This is a genomic window from Cytophagales bacterium, assembly GCA_033344775.1.
GTDB lineage: Bacteria > Bacteroidota > Bacteroidia > Cytophagales > Cyclobacteriaceae > JAWPMT01.
Genome location: JAWPMT010000004.1, coordinates 831,036 through 850,809, shown reverse-complemented (window position 1 = coordinate 850,809; position 19,774 = coordinate 831,036). Strand labels below are relative to the sequence as shown.

17 protein-coding genes are annotated in these 19,774 nt (G+C 42.6%); 13 read left to right on the top strand and 4 right to left on the bottom strand.

The window, feature by feature from the left end; all coding sequences use genetic code 11:
- Positions 1-52: 52 nt before the first annotated feature.
- The 4 genes from R8G66_12370 to R8G66_12355 form a co-directional block, all read right to left on the bottom strand.
- Positions 53-787, bottom strand: a complete 735-nt coding sequence (locus R8G66_12370) for a LytTR family DNA-binding domain-containing protein (protein ID MDW3193158.1) — start codon at positions 785-787, stop codon at positions 53-55.
- Positions 784-3,750 (bottom strand): histidine kinase, encoded by a 2,967-nt coding sequence (locus R8G66_12365; GenBank protein ID MDW3193157.1) that lies wholly within the window; start codon positions 3,748-3,750, stop codon positions 784-786. Before R8G66_12365 ends, R8G66_12370 begins: the two co-directional genes overlap by 4 nt.
- Positions 3,751-3,884: 134 nt before the next feature.
- Complete coding sequence (locus R8G66_12360) at positions 3,885-4,160, bottom strand: GNAT family N-acetyltransferase (GenBank protein ID MDW3193156.1); 276 nt, start codon at positions 4,158-4,160, stop codon at positions 3,885-3,887.
- A 552-nt stretch (positions 4,161-4,712) separates the two neighbouring features.
- Positions 4,713-5,582: a pirin family protein gene (locus R8G66_12355; protein ID MDW3193155.1), complete on the bottom strand. Its 870-nt coding sequence runs from the start codon at positions 5,580-5,582 to the stop codon at positions 4,713-4,715.
- Between the two features lie 154 nt (positions 5,583-5,736).
- Here R8G66_12355 and R8G66_12350 point away from each other — a divergent pair, with 154 nt between their 5' ends.
- The 13 genes from R8G66_12350 (at position 5,737) to R8G66_12290 (ending at position 19,736) form a co-directional block, all read left to right on the top strand.
- Complete coding sequence (locus tag R8G66_12350; GenBank protein MDW3193154.1) at positions 5,737-7,860, top strand: sigma 54-interacting transcriptional regulator; 2,124 nt, start codon at positions 5,737-5,739, stop codon at positions 7,858-7,860.
- Between the two features lie 100 nt (positions 7,861-7,960).
- Positions 7,961-8,521, top strand: a complete 561-nt coding sequence (locus R8G66_12345; GenBank protein ID MDW3193153.1) for a YceI family protein — start codon at positions 7,961-7,963, stop codon at positions 8,519-8,521.
- 237 nt (positions 8,522-8,758) lie between these two features.
- Entirely contained in the window at positions 8,759-9,151 is a 393-nt protein-coding gene (locus tag R8G66_12340; GenBank protein MDW3193152.1) for a response regulator, read from the top strand.
- A gap of 48 nt (positions 9,152-9,199) precedes the next feature.
- Entirely contained in the window at positions 9,200-11,746 is a 2,547-nt protein-coding gene (locus tag R8G66_12335; protein MDW3193151.1) for a two-component regulator propeller domain-containing protein, read from the top strand.
- Positions 11,747-11,816: 70 nt separating this feature from the next.
- A complete protein-coding gene (locus tag R8G66_12330) occupies positions 11,817-12,437 on the top strand; it encodes a serine hydrolase domain-containing protein (protein ID MDW3193150.1) in 621 nt (206 codons plus the stop codon).
- Entirely contained in the window at positions 12,431-12,940 is a 510-nt protein-coding gene (locus R8G66_12325; GenBank protein ID MDW3193149.1) for a hypothetical protein, read from the top strand. The genes R8G66_12330 and R8G66_12325 overlap by 7 nt, the downstream gene beginning before the upstream one ends.
- A gap of 38 nt (positions 12,941-12,978) precedes the next feature.
- Complete coding sequence (locus tag R8G66_12320) at positions 12,979-13,656, top strand: energy transducer TonB (GenBank protein ID MDW3193148.1); 678 nt, start codon at positions 12,979-12,981, stop codon at positions 13,654-13,656.
- A 26-nt stretch (positions 13,657-13,682) separates the two neighbouring features.
- Positions 13,683-14,498, top strand: coding sequence for a helix-turn-helix domain-containing protein (locus R8G66_12315; protein MDW3193147.1), 816 nt, complete (start codon positions 13,683-13,685; stop codon positions 14,496-14,498).
- A 204-nt stretch (positions 14,499-14,702) separates the two neighbouring features.
- Positions 14,703-15,158 (top strand): VOC family protein, encoded by a 456-nt coding sequence (locus R8G66_12310; GenBank protein MDW3193146.1) that lies wholly within the window; start codon positions 14,703-14,705, stop codon positions 15,156-15,158.
- A gap of 161 nt (positions 15,159-15,319) precedes the next feature.
- On the top strand, positions 15,320-15,727 hold the full coding sequence (locus R8G66_12305) for a hypothetical protein (GenBank protein ID MDW3193145.1): 408 nt from the start codon (positions 15,320-15,322) through the stop codon (positions 15,725-15,727).
- Positions 15,728-15,802: 75 nt separating this feature from the next.
- A complete protein-coding gene (locus R8G66_12300; protein ID MDW3193144.1) occupies positions 15,803-16,546 on the top strand; it encodes a L,D-transpeptidase family protein in 744 nt (247 codons plus the stop codon).
- 221 nt (positions 16,547-16,767) lie between these two features.
- The gene (locus R8G66_12295) at positions 16,768-17,106 is read left to right on the top strand and encodes a helix-turn-helix transcriptional regulator (GenBank protein ID MDW3193143.1); all 339 of its coding nucleotides are present in this window, start codon (positions 16,768-16,770) and stop codon (positions 17,104-17,106) included.
- Positions 17,103-19,736: an ABC transporter permease gene (locus tag R8G66_12290; protein ID MDW3193142.1), complete on the top strand. Its 2,634-nt coding sequence runs from the start codon at positions 17,103-17,105 to the stop codon at positions 19,734-19,736. Before R8G66_12295 ends, R8G66_12290 begins: the two co-directional genes overlap by 4 nt.
- The last annotated feature ends 38 nt before the right edge of the window (positions 19,737-19,774 follow it).

The following is a 19,774-nucleotide window of genomic DNA, read 5'->3' as shown; positions in this document are numbered from 1 at the left end:
TCGATGTTGGTTTAGGCGTTGTTAGGAAATGATAAAGCCCGAGGAAACGACCTTATTTCATCTGATCGATCAGTTTCATGAAAACATCCTTTTTATTCCGTGCCAGAGGGACCAATTCGTCATTGCTCATCTGAATGCTACCGCCATCCCGTTTATCGAATCGCTTGATTTGATGCAGATTGATCAAGTGAGATCGATGCGAACGGAAAAAGCCTTTTTCTCGAAGCAGATTCTCATATTCGCCAATGGTTTTGCTAATGACCAGTTCTTCATGCTCAGTAATGAAGGCCGTATAGTTACTCTCGGACCGACAATGGATCAGCTCATCAATTTTGATGAAGTGAATGGCCTGACTGTCACGTAATACGATCTTGTCAAACTTCTTTTCCACGATGGTTTCTGAAAACCCCTGTAGCTGCTCGTGTTGCGCAAAAGGGGAATTGACGCTCTTGTTGATGGCCTCAAAGAACTCGGGAGGATTAATGGGTTTCAAAACATAGTCCAGTGCATTGAATCTGAATGCCTTGATGGCGTATTGGTCGTACGCGGAAACGAAAATGATCTTGAAATCAATGTGATCCAATTGTCCAAGCAGGTCAAAGCAGGTACCTTCATCTAAATTGATGTCGAGGATGGCCAGGTCGGGTTGAAACTTTTTTAAGACCGTAATGGCCTCTTGAATGGAACTGGCTTCAGCCAGTGTATAGTCTTGTAGGCTGGATTTATCAAGATACGCTTTGATCGTTTCTCTCGCGCTTTTTTCATTATCCAGCAAAAAGACATTCATCCGTATAAGATCACTTTAATCGGTAGCGTAAAGTTAACCTTGAAGCCCATGATTTTGCTATCCGAACCATAGATGTTTTGCATGCTAAATTCGATCTTTTCGGGGGTGGTTTTCTGGAGCAAGTCCAGTCGTTCGCGCACGATGGTGGAAGCCAGAGAATGGTGATTGGATTTTTCTGATTGATCGACGATGCCAATCCCATTGTCAACAATGGCCAATTCGAGCAATGAATCTGATTTTTTGCTGAATAAAATACGGATTTCATTTTCAGGCTTTTTGAAAAGTCCGTGTTCAATAGAATTCTCGATGAAAGGCTGGGTAAACATTGGGGGGATGCTTTCGTACTGTGGGGCCAGGTTTTGATCGACGATGATTTCGTAATGAATGGGTTGTTCGAAGCGGACTTGCTGCAGTTGCAGGTATTTTTTTAGCATGTCTACCTCTTCTTGTATGCTCACGTACTCGCGTCTGGAGTTGTTCAGTATTTCTCGCATCAGGGTGCTGAAGAGACCCACATAATGACTGGAGACATCTGACTTTTCCTTGAGAATATATTCCTGAATGGCAGTGAGTGAATTGAACAGGAAGTGTGGATTCATTTGCAATTTCAAAGCATCTAGTTTAGAGCTATTCATGGCTCTCTCTAATTCATTACGTTGCTGAATTCGACGGATTCGAAAAGTGAAAATGGTGCTGATGGCAAAAGCAATTACGAGAACAACTAACGTGATGAACCACCACGTTTGCCAAAATGGTTTGGTAATGATGAAGGGGTATTCGCGAATTGATTCACTCTCAATTCCGTCTTCGTTAATGGCTTTGATTTGAAAATTATATTCCCCCGGCGGTAAGGAGACATACCTTTTTTCCTGTATAGAACCGTCAGCTTGCGTCCATTCATCGGAAAGGCCAAGTAAGCGGTATTGATATTGGAATTTTCCTTCACTTCGAATGGAAATGCCCGTAAATCGAAAAAGCAGATCATTTTCAAAGTAGGCAAATCGATTGCTTGAGTCCACTAACTTTTCCCCATTTACCGACACACTGTTCAAGTATACTTTGGGCGCGTAGGTATTCATGCCATCGAAATCAAGAGGTAATGAAACCAGGCCATTGAGTGTGGCAATCCAAACTTTATCTGAAGTAATCCCCAAATCAGCGATGGCATTCGTCGGAAGTCCGTCCTGTTCATCGAAGAACCTGGAAAGTCCTGTTTTTGGATCCAATACCTGCAGCCCTTTGTCTGTTCCCAGGTAGAACAGACCGTCCTTGATTTTCAATACATTCACATAATTACTGGACAGGCCATGATCAGAGGTCAGTTGATCAATCACATTTCCGTTTTTGATCTGCACGATACCGGTTTTGACCGTAGCTGCCCAAAACGAACCATCTGATGCTGCTTCCAGGTCCAATGCAATTATGGGGTCGCCATTGGGGAGAGTAAGTAATATTTCCTGACCACTTTGATATCCAAAAAGCCCATCTGCAAAACCATACCATATCGTCTGATGCACCTTATCGAAGTGAACATCCCGGCATCGCGTACCTCTCAATTTGAGCAGATTTGGGTAAAAGCCTATTTCGAATTTGTTGGAGGGCCCCGGTAGATATTCCTTGGGCCATGGACTTTGCGTTCGATGAGGTTTTTTGACTAAGAAACCACCATTCCCTGCCGCTGTGGCAAGTAGGTCATCATTGAATGCTGTGATGTTTTTTGGTGTGGTACCACCATTGTACTTCGTGATCGGAATGGGATTTTTGTAATGATATTGATAGCTCTCGAGGTACAGACGTCCTTGTTTTTCATCGAAATAGATGCATTCTGTATCTGCTTCCGGGGTATCATAAGCAAATAATCTGCTCCCGGTTTGATCGATGCGGTAAGCAGATTGCCCATTAGTGGCTAAGAACAATTCATCATCAGGTAAAATACTGATGCGTTTCACCTGATCATAATTGAGCCAGGAGTTTTCTTTGGTGTAAACCAAAGCGTTATCCTGATACATGACGAAAACGCCATTCCCGATGGTGGTAAACCAAAAGTTACCTTCGGCATCTTGCAGGAAATCAGAGACGAATTTTCCATTCAAATACTTTAATCCACTTTCGTACGGTGTTTTCGGGTCGCTGTAACTAACAACTCCGCTGATGGTTGAGATCCAATACTTGCCCTGTTTGTCTTTGGAGATTTGATTGATTGGGCTCTGGACCAAATGTTTCAATTCAGGAAAAATCAAGTTCCAACGGTGTTCTCCTTTTTCATTATTCCATCGATATGCTTTATAGTGTGCATAATCGAAATTGATAAGATCTTCACCAGCTACTTCAATCAAGTCACTTCTTTTGGTGATGGAACTGAAATATTCGACAGAATCAGACTGAAAAGAGTACCTCATCAATCGACCTGTCAGTTTTTTATTGCTGTTGGTAAAAGTATATGCGGCTTTCTTGTTCACATCCAAGGCCATGTATTTGGCACCTTTGTACAGGTTTTTCCAGCTTTTGTTCGTTGGGTTGTAGAGGTAAGTAGAATCCAGGTGAACGATGATTTCGTCTGGAGATAAGGCACGTAAGTTGAGAAGTGTGCCACTACCTTCAGGGGTAGGAATTTCATGAATCGTATCGTTTTCTACGAAAAAGAGTTGATCACTGAAGTTTTTGAAGTAAATCCGCTTATCCCCGTCATAGATAAGCTCGTCTGCAGTGATGGCTCTTTCGCTGGGCATTTGATAAGTTTTGAAATGGGTGCCATCGAATCGACATAGTCCAGCCTCTGTGCCCATCCATATGTATCCCAGACTATCCTGAACGATGCTATAAACGATATTGTGGGGAAGGCCCTGCTTGGTGTTGATGTTTCTGAGATAGGGGGATTGTGCGTAGTGATGATGGATAAAGCACGTGCTCAACAAAAGCCACAGGATGCTTCTTGTACTTGTGGTGATGCGCAATTGCTTCATGGATCAGACTGGAAAATTAAAGGAATTGCAGTAGGTGTTTACAACATTCTGCACTAATTCCTGTTAATCCTGAGTTTATCTAAAAATTGTAGCATCAGGCTTGTCTAAATTAGACAGAGCAGTTAAGAGGAATGTTATAACACATCACTTGCCTCAGGATGCTTGTCAAAGTACTTACGTGCAAACTTACAGACCGGTACAATCGCGTATTTACCTGCGCGGGCATCTTCAATTGCCTTTTCGACCAGTTGGATCCCATAACCCTTACCCTCAAAACCTTCATTTACGATGGTATGAACAATGATTAACCGACCTGCTCTTAAGCGGTATTCCATTTCGCCGGCTTCCTTACCGTCCAATTCAATGAAATAGCGACCTTCTTCTTCGTTTTCTTCTCTTATGATTTCCATGGTTTTTAAGTGTGTTTAAAGTGGAATTGCTATTTATTTTCTAAAACCAACATAGATGAAGTATGAAACGTGCCATGTTCGTATTTTCTGGCGTGGGTTTATTCATCTTCCACGCTTCATGAGAAGCCACATGTTAGTCTTTCTGTAACGATGAACTAGTAAAAACATCTCGATGAGTTTGCAAAATGATATATATCTTTTTGTGAAAATACTTATATCTTATTTATAAAAGATATATATCATTTTCTTAAAATATCACCATCAAGGAATCGAAATCACGCGTCTGATCAATTGACAGTTGCCAATGTATGTGGTGAGAGGCTTGATGTAACTTGAATCTTGCTCTTACAGTCGAAATGAAAAAAGAAAAGCGAATAGCCATCACTATTCACTTTTCGACTTATTTATGTTCAACTTTTTTTGCAAACTTGGCTTGGCGATGGTCAGGCTGAGCTTGTCGAATTTTTTGGTAAACTGAGCCTGAAGTTTACCCTGAGCTCGATGAGTGTCAGGCTAAGCTTAAAGTTTACCCTGAACTCGACGAAGGGAAGCCTAGCCCATCGGCACTTCCATCAGCAAGATCCTGGACCCGGCTGCTGCTTTGATGTTCACCTGATCCGTATCCCAGATCCCGAAACCATCTCTGCGCTGCAATTGCTGACCTTCGATCTCTGCTTCGCCTTCTAGAACAAATGCATAAAGCCCATTGCCATTACGATGGATGTCGTAGTTGATTTCCTTGTCTTCCGTGAACTTGCCCAGGTTGAACCAGGCATCCTGATGGATCCATACCCCCGCATCATCCGCATTCGGTGAAAGGATCTGTTCGAATTGATTCAGAGAATCACCTTCTTTCAAAGTGATTTGATCATATCTGGGTTTGACATCTCTTTGGTTAGGGATCACCCAGATCTGCAGGAATTTCACATCCTTGTTTTTGTTGGCGTTATACTCGCTGTGATAAACACCCGTTCCAGCGCTCATTACTTGTACATCGCCTTGCCGGATCACCTCTTTGTTGCCCATGTTGTCCTTGTGTTCAAGGTCGCCAAACAAAGGAATGGAGATGATTTCCATGTCGCTGTGCGGGTGGGTGCCAAATCCCATGGAAGGGGCCACTTCATCATCGTTCAATACGCGAAGTGCTCCAAATCCCATTCTTTCAGGGTTATAGTAATTGGCAAAACTGAATGAGTGACGAGAGTGCAACCATCCGTGGTTGGCATCTCCTCGGGTATCTGCTTTGTGCAGTACGGTCGTTAATGTTTTAGTTTCCATCGGTTTGATATGATTAAATCCAACTTGATCAAAGCCTTCTTTCGAAGTTTCCTTTTCCTCTTTTCCTTCGGCTTGTGCGCCCAGGCCAAATCCTGCAGCGAGTGAGCCGACAAATGATTTTCGTAAGAAGTCTTTTCGTTTCATAATATGACTAATTCAAATTCGATTGATTTATGCCAATTGCTGTGCCAAAAGTTTAACTGTTTGAAATACAGCATGTTATTGCATTTTTATTGTTATTTATTCTTCTTATAAGTTAGAAATTTCTGATATTTGAGAAAAATTATACTTTATTTCTATGCTTACACCCGAATTCTTCTCTGAAATAAAGGAATGGCAATTGGATCACCTGGCCTATGAGGTCATGTGGATTTCCGAGTCTGGAGAAATTGTTTTTGCCAATAAGGCCTGGTGTGAACAGCTCAATTATGCGAAAAATGAGCTTAATGGCATGAAAATATTTGATGTCAACCCCCGATTAACGGAGAAAAAATGGAAGACCCATTGGCAGGAAGTGGCCAAAAAAGGGGTGGTGAATTTTACGACGATTCATCAGCGAAAGGGAGGAATCCTGTATGATGTAGAAGTTTCTGCTCAATTTTTCTCAAATAACAGAAAAAATGTGATTTGCGCCATGGTTCATGAGATCACGCAATCCACTTTTTATAAGCAAATACTCGATACTTCAGAATCTCTTGTGAAAATGGGGGGCTGGAGCATGAATCTTCAGGACAATTCTATCATTGTGACCAATGAGGTGCTCCGCATTTTTGAAACGGAAGAAAGTGAAGAGATCCGACCCATTAATGCGATTAAATATTTTAAAGATCCCGAGCGATTTCAGGAATTGATTGCGGCATCTATTGCTAAAGCACGCCCTTTTGATGAAACACTAAGTGTGAAAGATGCCAAAGGGCAGGAGAAGTGGTTGCGCTGTGCTGGGTTGCCGGTGTTGGTCAATGAACAAGTCAAAAAGGTCATTGGGGTGTATCAGGATGTGTCCGATCAGCACACCAATCTACTATCGCTTAGGTTGTTCAAAGAGATCATTGACCAGTCCGAAGATATTGTCTTTGTTTGGAAGGAGAATGGCGAACTGTTGGACTTCAGCGAATCAGCTTTAAAGCAGCTCAGGTACAAAGCGGGAGAGCTTGAGTCGGCTACCATTTACCAGGTGGATCCAAATGTGGACGAACAATGGTGGTTCAGTCACTTCGAGGACATCAAGCGGCGGAAGAACTTCCGCATGGAATGGAAAGCCACAAGAAAAGATGGGAGTCAGTTCCCGGTTGATATTTCAGTCAATCATTTGTACTTCCAGGGCGAGCATTTGAACTGTGCCATTTTAAGGGATATTTCCGAGCGGAAACAAAGTGAGTCTGACCTCAGGATGGCTTTTGAGGAGATACGATCCTTAAAGGATCAGCTTGAGATTGAGAATGAGTATCTGCAGCAGGAACTACGGGTCAATCAAAGTGACATCATTTGTCAAAGTGAAGCCTATGAAAAAGTCTTAAAGCAAGTGGAACAAGTTGCCCCCACGGATACCACGGTACTGATCACTGGTGAATCTGGTACAGGAAAGGAATTACTAGCCAAGGCCCTGCATCAAAACAGCCAGCGGAAAGATCATGCATTGGTGAAAGTGAATTGCGCCACCTTGCCTAAAGACTTGTTCGAAAGCGAGCTGTTTGGCCACAAGAAAGGATCATTTACAGGGGCCATCGCTGACAAGGAAGGAAAATTCAAAATCGCTGATGGAGGGACGATCTTTCTGGATGAGATCGGGGAGATCCCCGTAGAGATGCAAGCTAAATTGCTGCGTGTTTTGCAGGAAGGGGAGTTCGACATGGTCGGTGGTGAAAAAACCATGCGTGTAGACGTCCGAATCATTGCTGCTACCAATCGCGACCTGGAAAAGATGGTACAAGAAGGGAATTTTAGGGAAGACCTGTTTTATCGATTGAATGTGTTCCCAATCCATAATATTGCACTAAGGGAACGGAAAGAAGACATTCCATTGTTGGCTCATGCCTTTCTTCAGAAGTATTCCGCCAAGGCTGGGAAGTCCTTCCAGCGGGTATCTAAAAAGACCCTGGATGCACTTGCCAAATATGATTTTCCTGGCAATATCAGGGAGCTGGAAAACCTGATCGAGCGGGCGGTCATCACCGAACAAGGAAATACCCTGTTCCCGGGAGAATGGATTCCCAATCAAAAAGCAGGAGTTATCAGCGGCTCCGTCGATTGGAAGTCATTCGAGCAAATGCAAAAAGACTACATCATTAAAGTGTTGGAAAAAACAAATGGCCGTGTCAGTGGGGTGAATGGTGCAGCGACCATTCTTCAGATGAATGACAAGACACTATTCGCGAAGATGAAAAAGCTCGGGATTGAAAAGAAGGTGGTCATTAAGTCGTAATTTTTCAATAATAAGTTCGATGGCAAGCAACTTAAGAGAATGTATTCAGGTATTGGACAATAGTCTATTCCGTAGACTGATAAAGTAAACCAGTTAGAATATGTTCAATGCAGTAGTAGTCTTCTGTTTCAGTATTTTTTCGTTTCTACCCGTGGATTTCGGGTCAGACATTAACCTTTTTACCATTTCAAAGGGGCAAATCAAATTCACTTCTAATGCACCTCTTGAATTGATTGAAGCGGAGACCGACGAGTTAACGGGGTTGATTGACCCGGAAACTAAGAACTTCGCTTTTAAAGTGCCCATCGCAAGTTTTGTAGGGTTCAATCATTCTCTGCAACGAGAACATTTTAATGAGAACTACATGGAATCAGACAAATTCCCAGATGGTACTTTTTCTGGCACGATCCAGGATGATCTGGACTTTTCTGTCGACGGTAATTATGAAGGAGTCTCTGTAAGTGGCAAACTTAGTATCCATGGAATTACAGTGAGCAAAGAGTTGCTAGCGGATATTAAGGTAGAGGATGGACAGATAGCGATTAGTTCTAATTTCCTGATCCCTTTGAAAGATCATAAGATCAAAATTCCGAAAATACTGAGCCGTAAACTGGCTACAATCATATACGTACAAGTGGATGCCAGTTTGATCATGCGGTGAAGTAACTGATTTAAACTTTTTGGAAACCACTATGGAAGGACTGCTACTCATGATGGGAATTGGATCTCAGGAAAGGCGATAACGCTTGCTTGATAGGTTATATTTTTCCGCTATTCATAACCGTATATTCCCGACTAATAGAATTGGATTGAGTTTCCCCGAGGGATGAAATACCTTTACTAAGTATTCATTTTGTACTTCGCCATCACAGCATGAATTACCTAACGTCTTGACCTAATGCAAAATCCGCCAATCAAAATTTTACTAATTGATGACGACCCGACGATCAACTATTTGAATAAGTTGGTCATCGACATGTCACCAGTTGAAGCGAAGGTATGTGAGCGTACAGAGGCCAATGTTGCCCTTGAAGAACTCTCATCGGGGCAGATTGAACCAGAGTTGATTCTTCTGGACATTAACATGCCTGAAATGGATGGCTGGGATTTTGCCCAGTCTTATGAATCTCTTCCTAAAAATTTTCAAAAGTCCAAGATTGTGATCCTTACTTCCTCAATTAATCCTCGGGACAAGGAGAAAGCTGAAACAAATCAGGTGATCAATGGTTTTTTTAGCAAACCATTGACGATTGATAGTATTCAGGAAATTACGAAAACTGTACTCAACTAAGCTTCTCTCTGGTATTAATTTAAGGCAATCTCGTTACATTGTGGGTCGATGAAAGGCATCTACTACCTTTTTTTGATTTCCATTTTGATCTGTTTTGGGAAGGCAGAAGCGCAGCATTTTCCTTCGAAGCAATACATGATTGCTGATGGGATGCCGAGCAACAGTATCTATGATATTGCCCAGGATAATCGAGGGATGATGTGGTTCGTGACCAAGGTCGGTCCAGTGTATTATGATGCCAGGCAGTGGTATACTTTTCCCGATTCGCTGAACCTTCCTAAATCTACCAATTCGCTGATGAAAGCTGTTGGTGATCGGATCTGGGTGGTTGGACTCAATGACACCTCGCTGACTGTGCAGTATCATCAAGACGGTTGGAATGAAATTTCAGTGCCAAAAACGGAGGTAGAATTGATGGAACGGCTGTTTTTTGATGTGCTAGATACGTATGAGGAATACGAGGTGCTTTTAGGGTTCAAAACCCGTTTATTCTCTTACTCTTCGAAAAGGCGGGTATGGGAGAAAATAGCCTTACCCGAAAACCTGTTGTTGAATAATATTCGAATGATTGGTCGCAAATTTTTGCTGTCCACGTCTGATGGGTTGTACATATATGATTCCAGATCGATTCAGAAAGTGCAACTGCCTTATGATGAGCTGCCTTCTGACTTTATCCTCAACGTTGAGTTCCAGCAAGACATTTATTACCTGCTTGGATATAATTGGTTTGCCGAGATGACGGAAGATACCATCATTCATTTAATGCCAGATGCAGGATTGAATGAAGCTGCCGTAAGCGCGAAAACCAGTATTGTGGTCAATGATGACATTGTTTTGTTTGGGGCCAATACTCCGGCGAGATTGGTGAATTGGACGGAAGGCACTTTTCAGGATTTGTTATTCGATGGGAAGAAACTCAATATTGGGAGTACCAGGGTATTAGCGGATAATGAAGGGAACATTTGGGTGAGTGATACTCGGGGCTTGTTCAAATTCAATTTGCTTCAGTTTGAAAACTATAACAGTAATTCCGGTTTGAAAGATGATGAGGTAACTGTAGTTCACCAACTGGCCAATGGCAAAATGATCCTGGCTAATATTCACCAGTTGAATGTAATGGAGGATGATCGGTTAGTAAGCTACCCATCAGTACGATACGGTGATGCCAATTTTAGGGTACTGGATATCCACGAGGACCGAAAAACCGACCAGATCATGATGACAACCAGTGGAGGTGGATTAATATTTTATGATATAAATGACTTCCAAAAACCGGCTACAGTCTTGTCCAAAACCTCACGCGTAACTTCGGTTGAAGCTTTCAAGGATAAAATTTTTGTAGCTAATAATCAAGGTTTACAAGAGCTGACACGAGGGCGACTGATTCCTGCAAATCCTGATGTCAGAACGATCAGGAATATGAGTGTGCTGGGCGATAAATTAGGATTATACACCACTGGGTATGGGGTATATCTATATGATGGTAGGGAATATCAATTCTTTTCGTCACGGGTATTTGGGCTAAGAAGCGTTTATGACGGGGTGGTCTATCAAGATGAAATTATTCTGGGTTCAAGTGACGGACTTGCGACTTTTTCCGAGGACCAGATCGTTCCGTGGGAAGAGGTAGAGATCAATAGTCCGGTTTTCGCCTTGTTGACGGATAAGACAGGAAACTTATGGATTGGTGTTGATCATGGCGTTTACCGATATGATGGCGTTGATCTGGAATTATTTGATATCGATGAAGGCTTGCTTGGTAATGAGATCAATAGAAATGCCTTGTTCGAGGACCGTAATGGCCATATATGGATTGGAACTGAAAAAGGGGTATCCGTTTTCAAAGGGGAAAGTGAAATGGATAAGCAAATCAATTTGGCGGTTACGATAGAGGAAGTCTTATTGAATGGAAACCAGTCACTTTTGAATATTGAAAATCCGGAACTGGATTTCGATGACAACAATCTGCAAATCGCCTTTCAATGCCTGTCTTATGTGGATGAAGAAAGGATCAATTATCGCTATCGGATTACAACTACTGACGATCAGTGGATCCAATTATCTCGTGAGGTGGGGTCGGTAACACTCACGAATCTGGAATATGGGACCTATCAATTTGAGGTTCAGGCTCGATTTGGCAACGGTGAATGGGGTGATTCCACGGTTTACAACTTCGAGATCAAAAAGCCTTTTTATTATAGGTGGTGGTTTTATTTACTGGGTGTGCTGACGCTGATCGCTATTGCCAGGACCGTTTTCTATTTTCGCTATGTCTTGTTGATCAAGAAGCAACGGAACCTGAAGGCGTTGATTGCTGCAAGAACCAGAGAAATTCAGGACCTTAATGATCACCTGGAAGAAAAGGTAAAAGAGAGGACTAAAGAACTACAGGATAAAAACCTCAAACTAGAAGAATATGCGTTTATCAATGCGCATCATTTGCGGGCGCCTCTGGCCAAAATCATGAGTGCAGTACATGTGGTGGAGAAAATGGATGAACAAAACCTGGATCCAGAAATACTCAAAATCCTAAAAGATTCCATTGAGGAGTTGGATCAGGTCATCTACTCGATCAACGATATCTTCAGAGATTAAGTATCTAATTGGATTCCGACTTTTCAAAGACGGCTTCTATTATCTTTATTGTGTAAACAATGTAAGTTTCATGCGAAGACTTCTGTCACTGTTATTCCTGTTGATCCTGTTTTCAAGCTGCAAAAGCCAGGTAACGAAAGATCTGTCACAGGAAATTTCAACCATCGAAAATGGATTACTCGCTTCCATTGTGATCCAGGGAGAGGATTGGGAATACCATAACATTAAAGAGCGGATGTTGGAGCTTAGGGTGCCTGGTGTAAGTATTGCCGTAGTGAGGGACGGAAAGCTGCAATGGGCCAAAGGCTACGGATATGCGAATACCAATGATTCCACCAAAGTAGATGTGAATACTTTGTTTCAGGCTGGTTCGATCAGCAAACCGGTCGCTGCCTTATCTGTACTAAAGCTGCTTGAGGAAGGAGCAGTTGATCTTGACACTGACGTAAATACGTACCTGAAAACCTGGCAAGTGCCCCAACATGCGTTTGAGGAGAAAGTTACTTTAAGGAGACTGTTGACCCACACTGCGGGAACTTCGGTGCATGGATTCCCTGGGTATACCCAAGCAGACACTTTTCCTGCCATTAATGAAGTACTGAATGGAGAAGGAAACACAAGCCGAATTTATGTGAGTACACCGCCGGATTCGATCTGGCGATATTCAGGAGGAGGCTGCAAAAAATGTTGACCAAGCATAAGAATGATTGGGGTCTAGGTCCATCATTAGTGGGTAGTGGAAATACCCTGCGGTTTCAACATGGAGGTAAGAACGCTGGATTTACTAATAACATGATTGCTTTTGCTAATCGAGGTGAGGCCTACATCGTCATGACCAATGGCGATAGTGGTGGCCAGTTGATGAGTGAAGTCATGCGGTCCATATCCAGCTATTATGACTTGGATATTGCAAAGCCCAGAGAAGTTAAATTGGCGAAAGCCGGTTCTTATGAAATCGACCCATTAGTCGGTAGATACAATTATACCGAAGAAGAATACTTTGTTGAGGTGTCCAAACAAGGTCAATTGCTGTTATTGAAGGATCCCAATGATGGAGAAACACATTTAATGAGCGCCATGAATGAAACGGATTTCATTGATCTGAAAGATGGTACAGAAATTAAATTCGATTTGGGCAAGGACCCGATAGAATTCAACTGGAATAACCGATACCGATTTTATAAGGTCCAGTGATTTTTTATCTTACATGGACTTACCTGTAAAGACATACGATGAAAGATTTGATTCGATATACTTTCTTGGTGCTCATCCTTTCCTCATTTCAGGTTCAGGCCCAGCAGTGGTCAGATGTGGAGATGGCGGCTTATAAGTTGGCTTACAAGGAAGCCAGGGAACACTTTCTTGAAGGTAAGTACGATCAATATGTTACCTATTTTGAATCCATCAAAACCTTTGCTGGTATACCAAAATTCGAAGGGTTGAAGATGGCAAGTGAAAGCTACGAAAAACTTGCCAGATCCCAGGGAATTGAAAAGGTATATCAACAGGCTGTCAGGCACTTTGGGAAAATGGTCGTAGATGAAAATTGGGACCGTTTCGTGGTTGGCGTATCTGATCCAAATCCAGTCAAAGATGCAGTGGATGAGCCTGCCAGCTATCCGGAAGGCATGGCGGCATTTTATGCCTATGTACATGATGAGCTGAAATATCCGAAAGATGCCATGGGAAAGGGAATTGAAGGGAATGTGTTTGTGCAGCTTATTGTCAATAAGGATGGTAGCCTGGATGGCATACAGGCCGTAAAGGGGATTGGATATGGATGTGATGCAGAGGCAGTCAGGGTAATAAAGAATGCCCAACGATTCATTCCAGGGAAACAGGATGGCGAAGCAGTCCCAACTTTGATGATGTTGCCCATTATATTTCGGGTGAGCAAGGGGATCAAATAAGTACCGCTTCAACGGATAGTTGTTTTGTGAATCAATCGATCAGAGATCATTTCAAGCCTTATCAGCCGAGCATTGCTTTCTCTGGAGAAGAGGCTGTGATTTATGAAGAAAAATCACCAGCGGATCAAATCAAGGATTATGTGCATTGTTACTGGCGATTGTATACTCCGGAACCTTTAAAGGAATCATTTAAGTATAGGGTGGTGTCGGATGGATGCATCGATATCTTGTTTGAACAAAGTGCGTCGGAGAACATATTCGTGACCGGTTTTTCCACCCAATTTCTTGAATATGATTTGGGTACCTCGTTTGATTACCTCGGCATTCGTTTTTTGCCTACGGGATTTCCCGCCTTGTTTGACCGTGCTGCCAGTGAATTGACCAATGAGTTTTTACCCCTGGTTGAAGTATTGCCGGAATTTCATAAAGTATTCATTCGTGCCTTTCGGGACCTAATGGAACTGTCTCTCGCTATCGGTCAATTTGATGACCTTCTAAAAGATCAATTGAGCAACTTACCTACTGCTTCTGAAGTCGACCCCAGGTTGCTGAGTGCCATGCATGTAATCCTACAATCAGGTGGCCGAATTCCTTTGAGTCAACTGGACGTAGGAGTAAGTGAACGCCAGCTTCGTCGACTTTTCGAATACTATTTTGGAGAATCTCCCAAGACTTTTGCCCGCATCATTCGATTCCAGCATATTCTGGGAGCCAAGCCTTCCCTTGAAAGTCTTAAGAACAACAAGATTTTTTATGATGGGGGCTACTATGATCAGGCCCATTTCATCAAAGAGTTCAAAGCCTTTTATGGAGTGACGCCAAACAAGGCATTTGGTAGATAGACCTTGATCTTCCATTCCAAAATTGATTCCCACCTATGCGGGTGTTATCTCGTGCAAATCCTGATGAAGCTTTTACGATTTCTGATTTGTCGAAGGAAGCATTAGAAAATGTCATGCCCTTCACCAATATCCTGTAATATGTCCGATTCTTACAATCCCACCCATGGCGGCCTGGCCACTTTTGTCCTGTAATCAATAATAAAAATGAAACGATTATTCAATTTTCTGATCTTAGCTTTTGTGCTGGGATATCAGGCTTTTTCACAACAAAATAAGAATGCGATGAAACTAAATGCTGGAGTCATTACCGACAAAATACAGGAAACCAAGGCTTTTTACCTGGATAATCTGGGGTTTGAAGTAGTCTTTGAAAATGAGTTCTATTTACTGTTAAAAACACCGGATGGCCATGCCCAATTGAGTTTTTTATTACCTGATCACCCCACCCAACAGCCGCTGTTTCAGGCGCCATTCCAAGGGCAAGGAATGTACCTGACCATTGAAGTAAAAGATGTGGATGCATTGTATAGAGAGGTGCAGTCCAAATCCGTTCCCATTAAAATTGAATTGCGGGATGAACCCTGGGGTGATCGCCATTTTGCCATTCAGGATCCAAATGGAATTGGCATAGACCTGGTAAAGTACACAGCCCCGAATTGAGAAGTTTTACTTCGGAACAAGATGAATGGTCGAACGATAGCGTTCGACCTTTTTGTTTAACTGGCAAGTAGTAGTTTTTGGGGATTAATCTTTATTCCATCAGAGATTGGCAACCTTTTTGCTCTGAGTTTCAGATATTTTTATAACCTAAACAGAAGCGCATGCGACGACTAAGCATTACATTTTTATCATGTCTTATCATTCTAGCCCTAAGCTCGTGTAGCGATGACGCAGCAGTTGGATTGGAATCCAGCGATGATATTACAGGTAGCTGGTCATTGATAAGATTGGAAGGTGGTCTTTCTGGAATTGTTACGGAATTCCAACCAAACGACGTAACGCTAGACTTTTCTGCTGATCAAGTCACAATAACGTCTGATGATAATTACGACTTAGGTTTTTCCGTAGGCGTTTATGATTATCAGATTGAGTCAACGGATTCGGGGAATGCACTACTTGTAGGTGAAGGTATTCTGAATGGTACCTTTGAGCTATTTATCACGCGATTCACCATCGATCAGCGGGCTTGGGATGGACCATTGTACACCTTTGAGAGAAACTTAAATTGATTCCATAAGATGACCAATTCAAAGGGAAGCTGATATTTATTATGTCAATTTGCCCATTGGTTTCGTTATCATGGCATGAAAGCCATCCACGTCATCCTTATTTTCATTTTTGTTCAATATCAGGCCTTAGGGCAGACATTTCTTAAAGATCAGAAGCGTTATCCTCGCGTAAGGGCGGCCATCGCGGAAAAGCAAGTGGGCATTGCCGAAACACTAGCAAACAAGGACTTGGCCATTGATGACTTTCACCTGTTGATGGTGGCTTACAAGGCAGAAGACCGATTGTTGCTTTATGCCAAAAAAGGAGATGCTTCGGCCTATCAATTCCTTGCTGAATATAAGATCTGTTCCAAATCTGGGAGCCCTGGTCCAAAACGCCGGCAAGGAGATTATCAGGTGCCGGAAGGCTTCTATCATATCGATCGCTTCAATCCTGCAAGTAACTTCCATCTATCTGTGGGATTGAATTATCCCAACCTGTCTGATCGTCGCAAGAGTGACTTTGAACGATTGGGTGGAGATATCTTTATTCATGGGGCTTGTGTTACCAATGGCTGTCTACCCATGACAGATGACAAAATCAAAGAAATCTACCTGTATGCCATCCATGCACGGAACAATGGACAAGAAAAGATTCCTGTGTATGTTTTTCCTTTCGAAATGACAGATGAAAACATTCGGTCATACACTGAAGAATATGCGGAAAATCAGAAATTGCTCGATTTTTGGTCCAACCTGAAGCCCGGATACGATCGATTTCATCAGCATAAGAAGGAAGTCAGCTTCACTGTTGCTAAGAACGGTGATTATGAGTTCTAGTAGAATGGCTAAAGAAACGAAATCCCTCTCGAATTGCGTACTGGATGCCAACAGGCATTTGATATAAGCCATCTAAATCGGTTGAGATAGTTACAAAACAGTAATTATCGGTTCCAGCGACCCTTTTTAATTCAAGTCGAAGACAAAGGTGAAAGAAATATTGGTTTTTTCACAACCTTACATTTTGTTTGTAGTATAAAGACAAAGGTGAAACTAATAAAATGAAAGGCACATATCTTGGCGAGTTTGAGGAACTGGTCTTATTGACGGTAGGTATTCTATTCGATGATGCCCATGGGATTTCTGTTCAACAGGAGCTGGAAAATCAAAGTGGTCGGAAACCGATGATCAGTGCAGTACATAAAGTGTTGGTGAGGTTGGAAGACAAAGGGTTCTTAACCTCAAAAATGGGTGGAGCGACCACAGAAAGGGGAGGTAGAAGAAAAAGACTTTATGAAATGACACCAGCAGGGAAGCGTGCATTGGCTGGATCGCGGACTTTACGCAACAAGATGTGGGATGCTATTCCGAAAGTAGTTTGGGAAGGAGGTCAACTATGAACCATCAGGAGCCACCCAGGTGGATGTTGCAATTTTTTCAATGGTTTTGCCGTGAAGACCTTTTTGAAGCCATTAGTGGTGATCTGCTTGTGCAGTATTATGAACGTGCGAGTCGGATGTCACGGGCTCGAAATAATGGATTGTTCATTGGACAAGTCCTCACTTTTTTTCAACCCTTCGCCTGGCGGAGGCCACATACCCTATCTAACCATTCCATCATGTTTACCAACCACCTCAAAGTAGGTTTTCGTCTGATCAGAAGAAACCCTGTGTATTCCAGCATCAATATTCTGGGCTTTGCCATAGGCTTATCAGCAGTCATGTTGATTGCCTTGTTCATTCAGCAGGAATTGTCTTTCGACAAGTTCCATTCACGGGGTGATGATATCGTCCGATTTACGTATCGTCTTGAGACCCCAAATGCTACCCGCGAAGGTGCTAAACTCCCCTTTCCTATGAAATCCGTGCTGGAAGCCGATTACCCGGAAGTGCGTAATGTTGCCCGGTTTTATTTCTGGGGGGGTGATGCTCCTTTATTGTCTTATGGAAATCAAAAGCACACGGAAGAAAAACTCTACTTCTCGGAAAATGAAGTCTTTCAGGTCTTTGATTTTGAGTTCCTGGCAGGTAATCCGTCTACGGCTTTGACAGAAGTTAAAAGTATCATTTTGACGGAGAGCCTGGCACGTAAATATTTTGGTACGGATGATCCGATGGGTAAGATCATGACCTATAAGAATGAAGATGACCTCTTGGTGACCGGAGTGATCAAAGATATTCCTTCGAATTCCCATATATCATTTGATGCTTTACTACCGATAGAACTCCAACGGCAGCGCTGGATGGGATGGGGACAGTATACGTACGATCTGGAGAAAGATTGGAATTGGGCTGGGGCCTGGGTTTATGGTCTTCTGAATCCAAAAACGGACAATCTTGCCTTCGAACAAAAACTGCAGTCCATTGCTGAGGAGCATCTCAACACGGATGATCAGAAAGGATTTACGATAGAAATCCAATCGCTGCTTGATATACACTTGAGATCTGATAAAAGTGCAGAACCCGGGCCAAATGGTAATTTGACCTTAGTATATGCTTTTGCGGTGGTTGCATGTCTGATTTTATTGATCGCCTGTATCAATTTTATCAACCTAACGACTGCACAGGCAAATAAACGGTTGAAGGAGATCAATATCAGGCAAGTGATGGGAGCAGGACGAACCAATTTAGTCGGACAGTTTCTAACAGAATCCATGATTCTGGTGAGTTTTTCATGCATAGCCGCGTGGTTGTTTGCTTTTCTTTTCATGCCATTTTTCAATGATTTTATGGGGAGTTCGCTAAGTCTTGGAACCCAGCAGGTTTGGTTAATATTGGCGGTATGTATAGTGGCATTCTTCCTGGCGGCTTTTTCAGGAGTGAGGCCCAGCGTCGCGATAGCACGTCTCAGGGCTTTCCAGCAGATGCAACCTGTTCGATCCAGTGGATTGTTCAATAAAATACTGATTGTGGGGCAGTTTGCCATTTGTAATGTGCTGATTATCGGGATTTTTGTCATTGAAGGACAGCTGGATTTATTGCGACATAAGGACCTTGGTTTTGATAAGGAACAAATGTTGGTGCTTAGACATGGAAGAAACCTATCGGCAGATCAATTTGAGGTTTTTCAAAATGAGATCAATGCACTTCCTCAAGTGGAAAATTTGCACCGTGGTTATGTTGCGGGAACGGCTGCATACACCAATACTTTTCAACGAGTAGGAGCAGGATCACAAGATGCCTATTCTTTGGGGATCAAGTGGGTCGGAGAGGGTTTTACGGACATGTTTGAAATAGATCTGGTTGAAGGGCGTTCGATCAATCCGGAAAGCATTGCTGATATCAGAGAAAGCATCTTGATCAACGAATCCGCTGCAAAGGCATTAGGATGGAGCAATTCGGAAAGCATAGGGAAACAATTAAGCTTTCTGCCCGGTGGAGCATCTGAACCCGAGGAAATCCGCATTGTGGGAGTAATGGCCGATGCCAATTTTGAAAGCTTGTATGATCCAGTGTTGCCTAGTGTATTCAGAATGCCACAATCGGCGTTGGGGAGTGAAGTCAGCCTTAAATTAAGTCCAAAGGGAGATTTGATGCGTACCATTACGCAGATTGAAGCCGCATGGGATTTAGCAATACCTGAATGGCCCTTTGAGTTCAACTTTCTTGATCAAAGTATTCAAGAGCAATATGTGAGAGAAGAGAACCTGGCAGCGGCAATTCGATATTTTGCTATTCTAGCTATACTCATTGCATGTTCCGGATTGTTCGGATTGTCCATGTTTACCATACAACAAAAGAGGAAGGAAATTGGCGTTCGGAAGGTGTTGGGAGCCACGGTGAGTTCCATATTTGTTTTATTGAGCAGCCGATTCATGCGATTAATTGTCTTCTCCTTTCTTTTTGCGATCCCTACAGGACTATATCTGTCTTCCAACTGGCTGGAAAGTTTCGCTTTTCGAATAAGTCTGGATCCTATGATATTCGTCTGGTCTGGCTTAATATCCTCGATGATGGTATTAATGGCAATTGGCCTACAATCGTTAAAAGCAGCCATTTCCGATCCGGTTGATTCCTTGCGGTATGAATGATATGTGTGCCAGAGAAAACGCTTTCCTTGCCAGGGCTT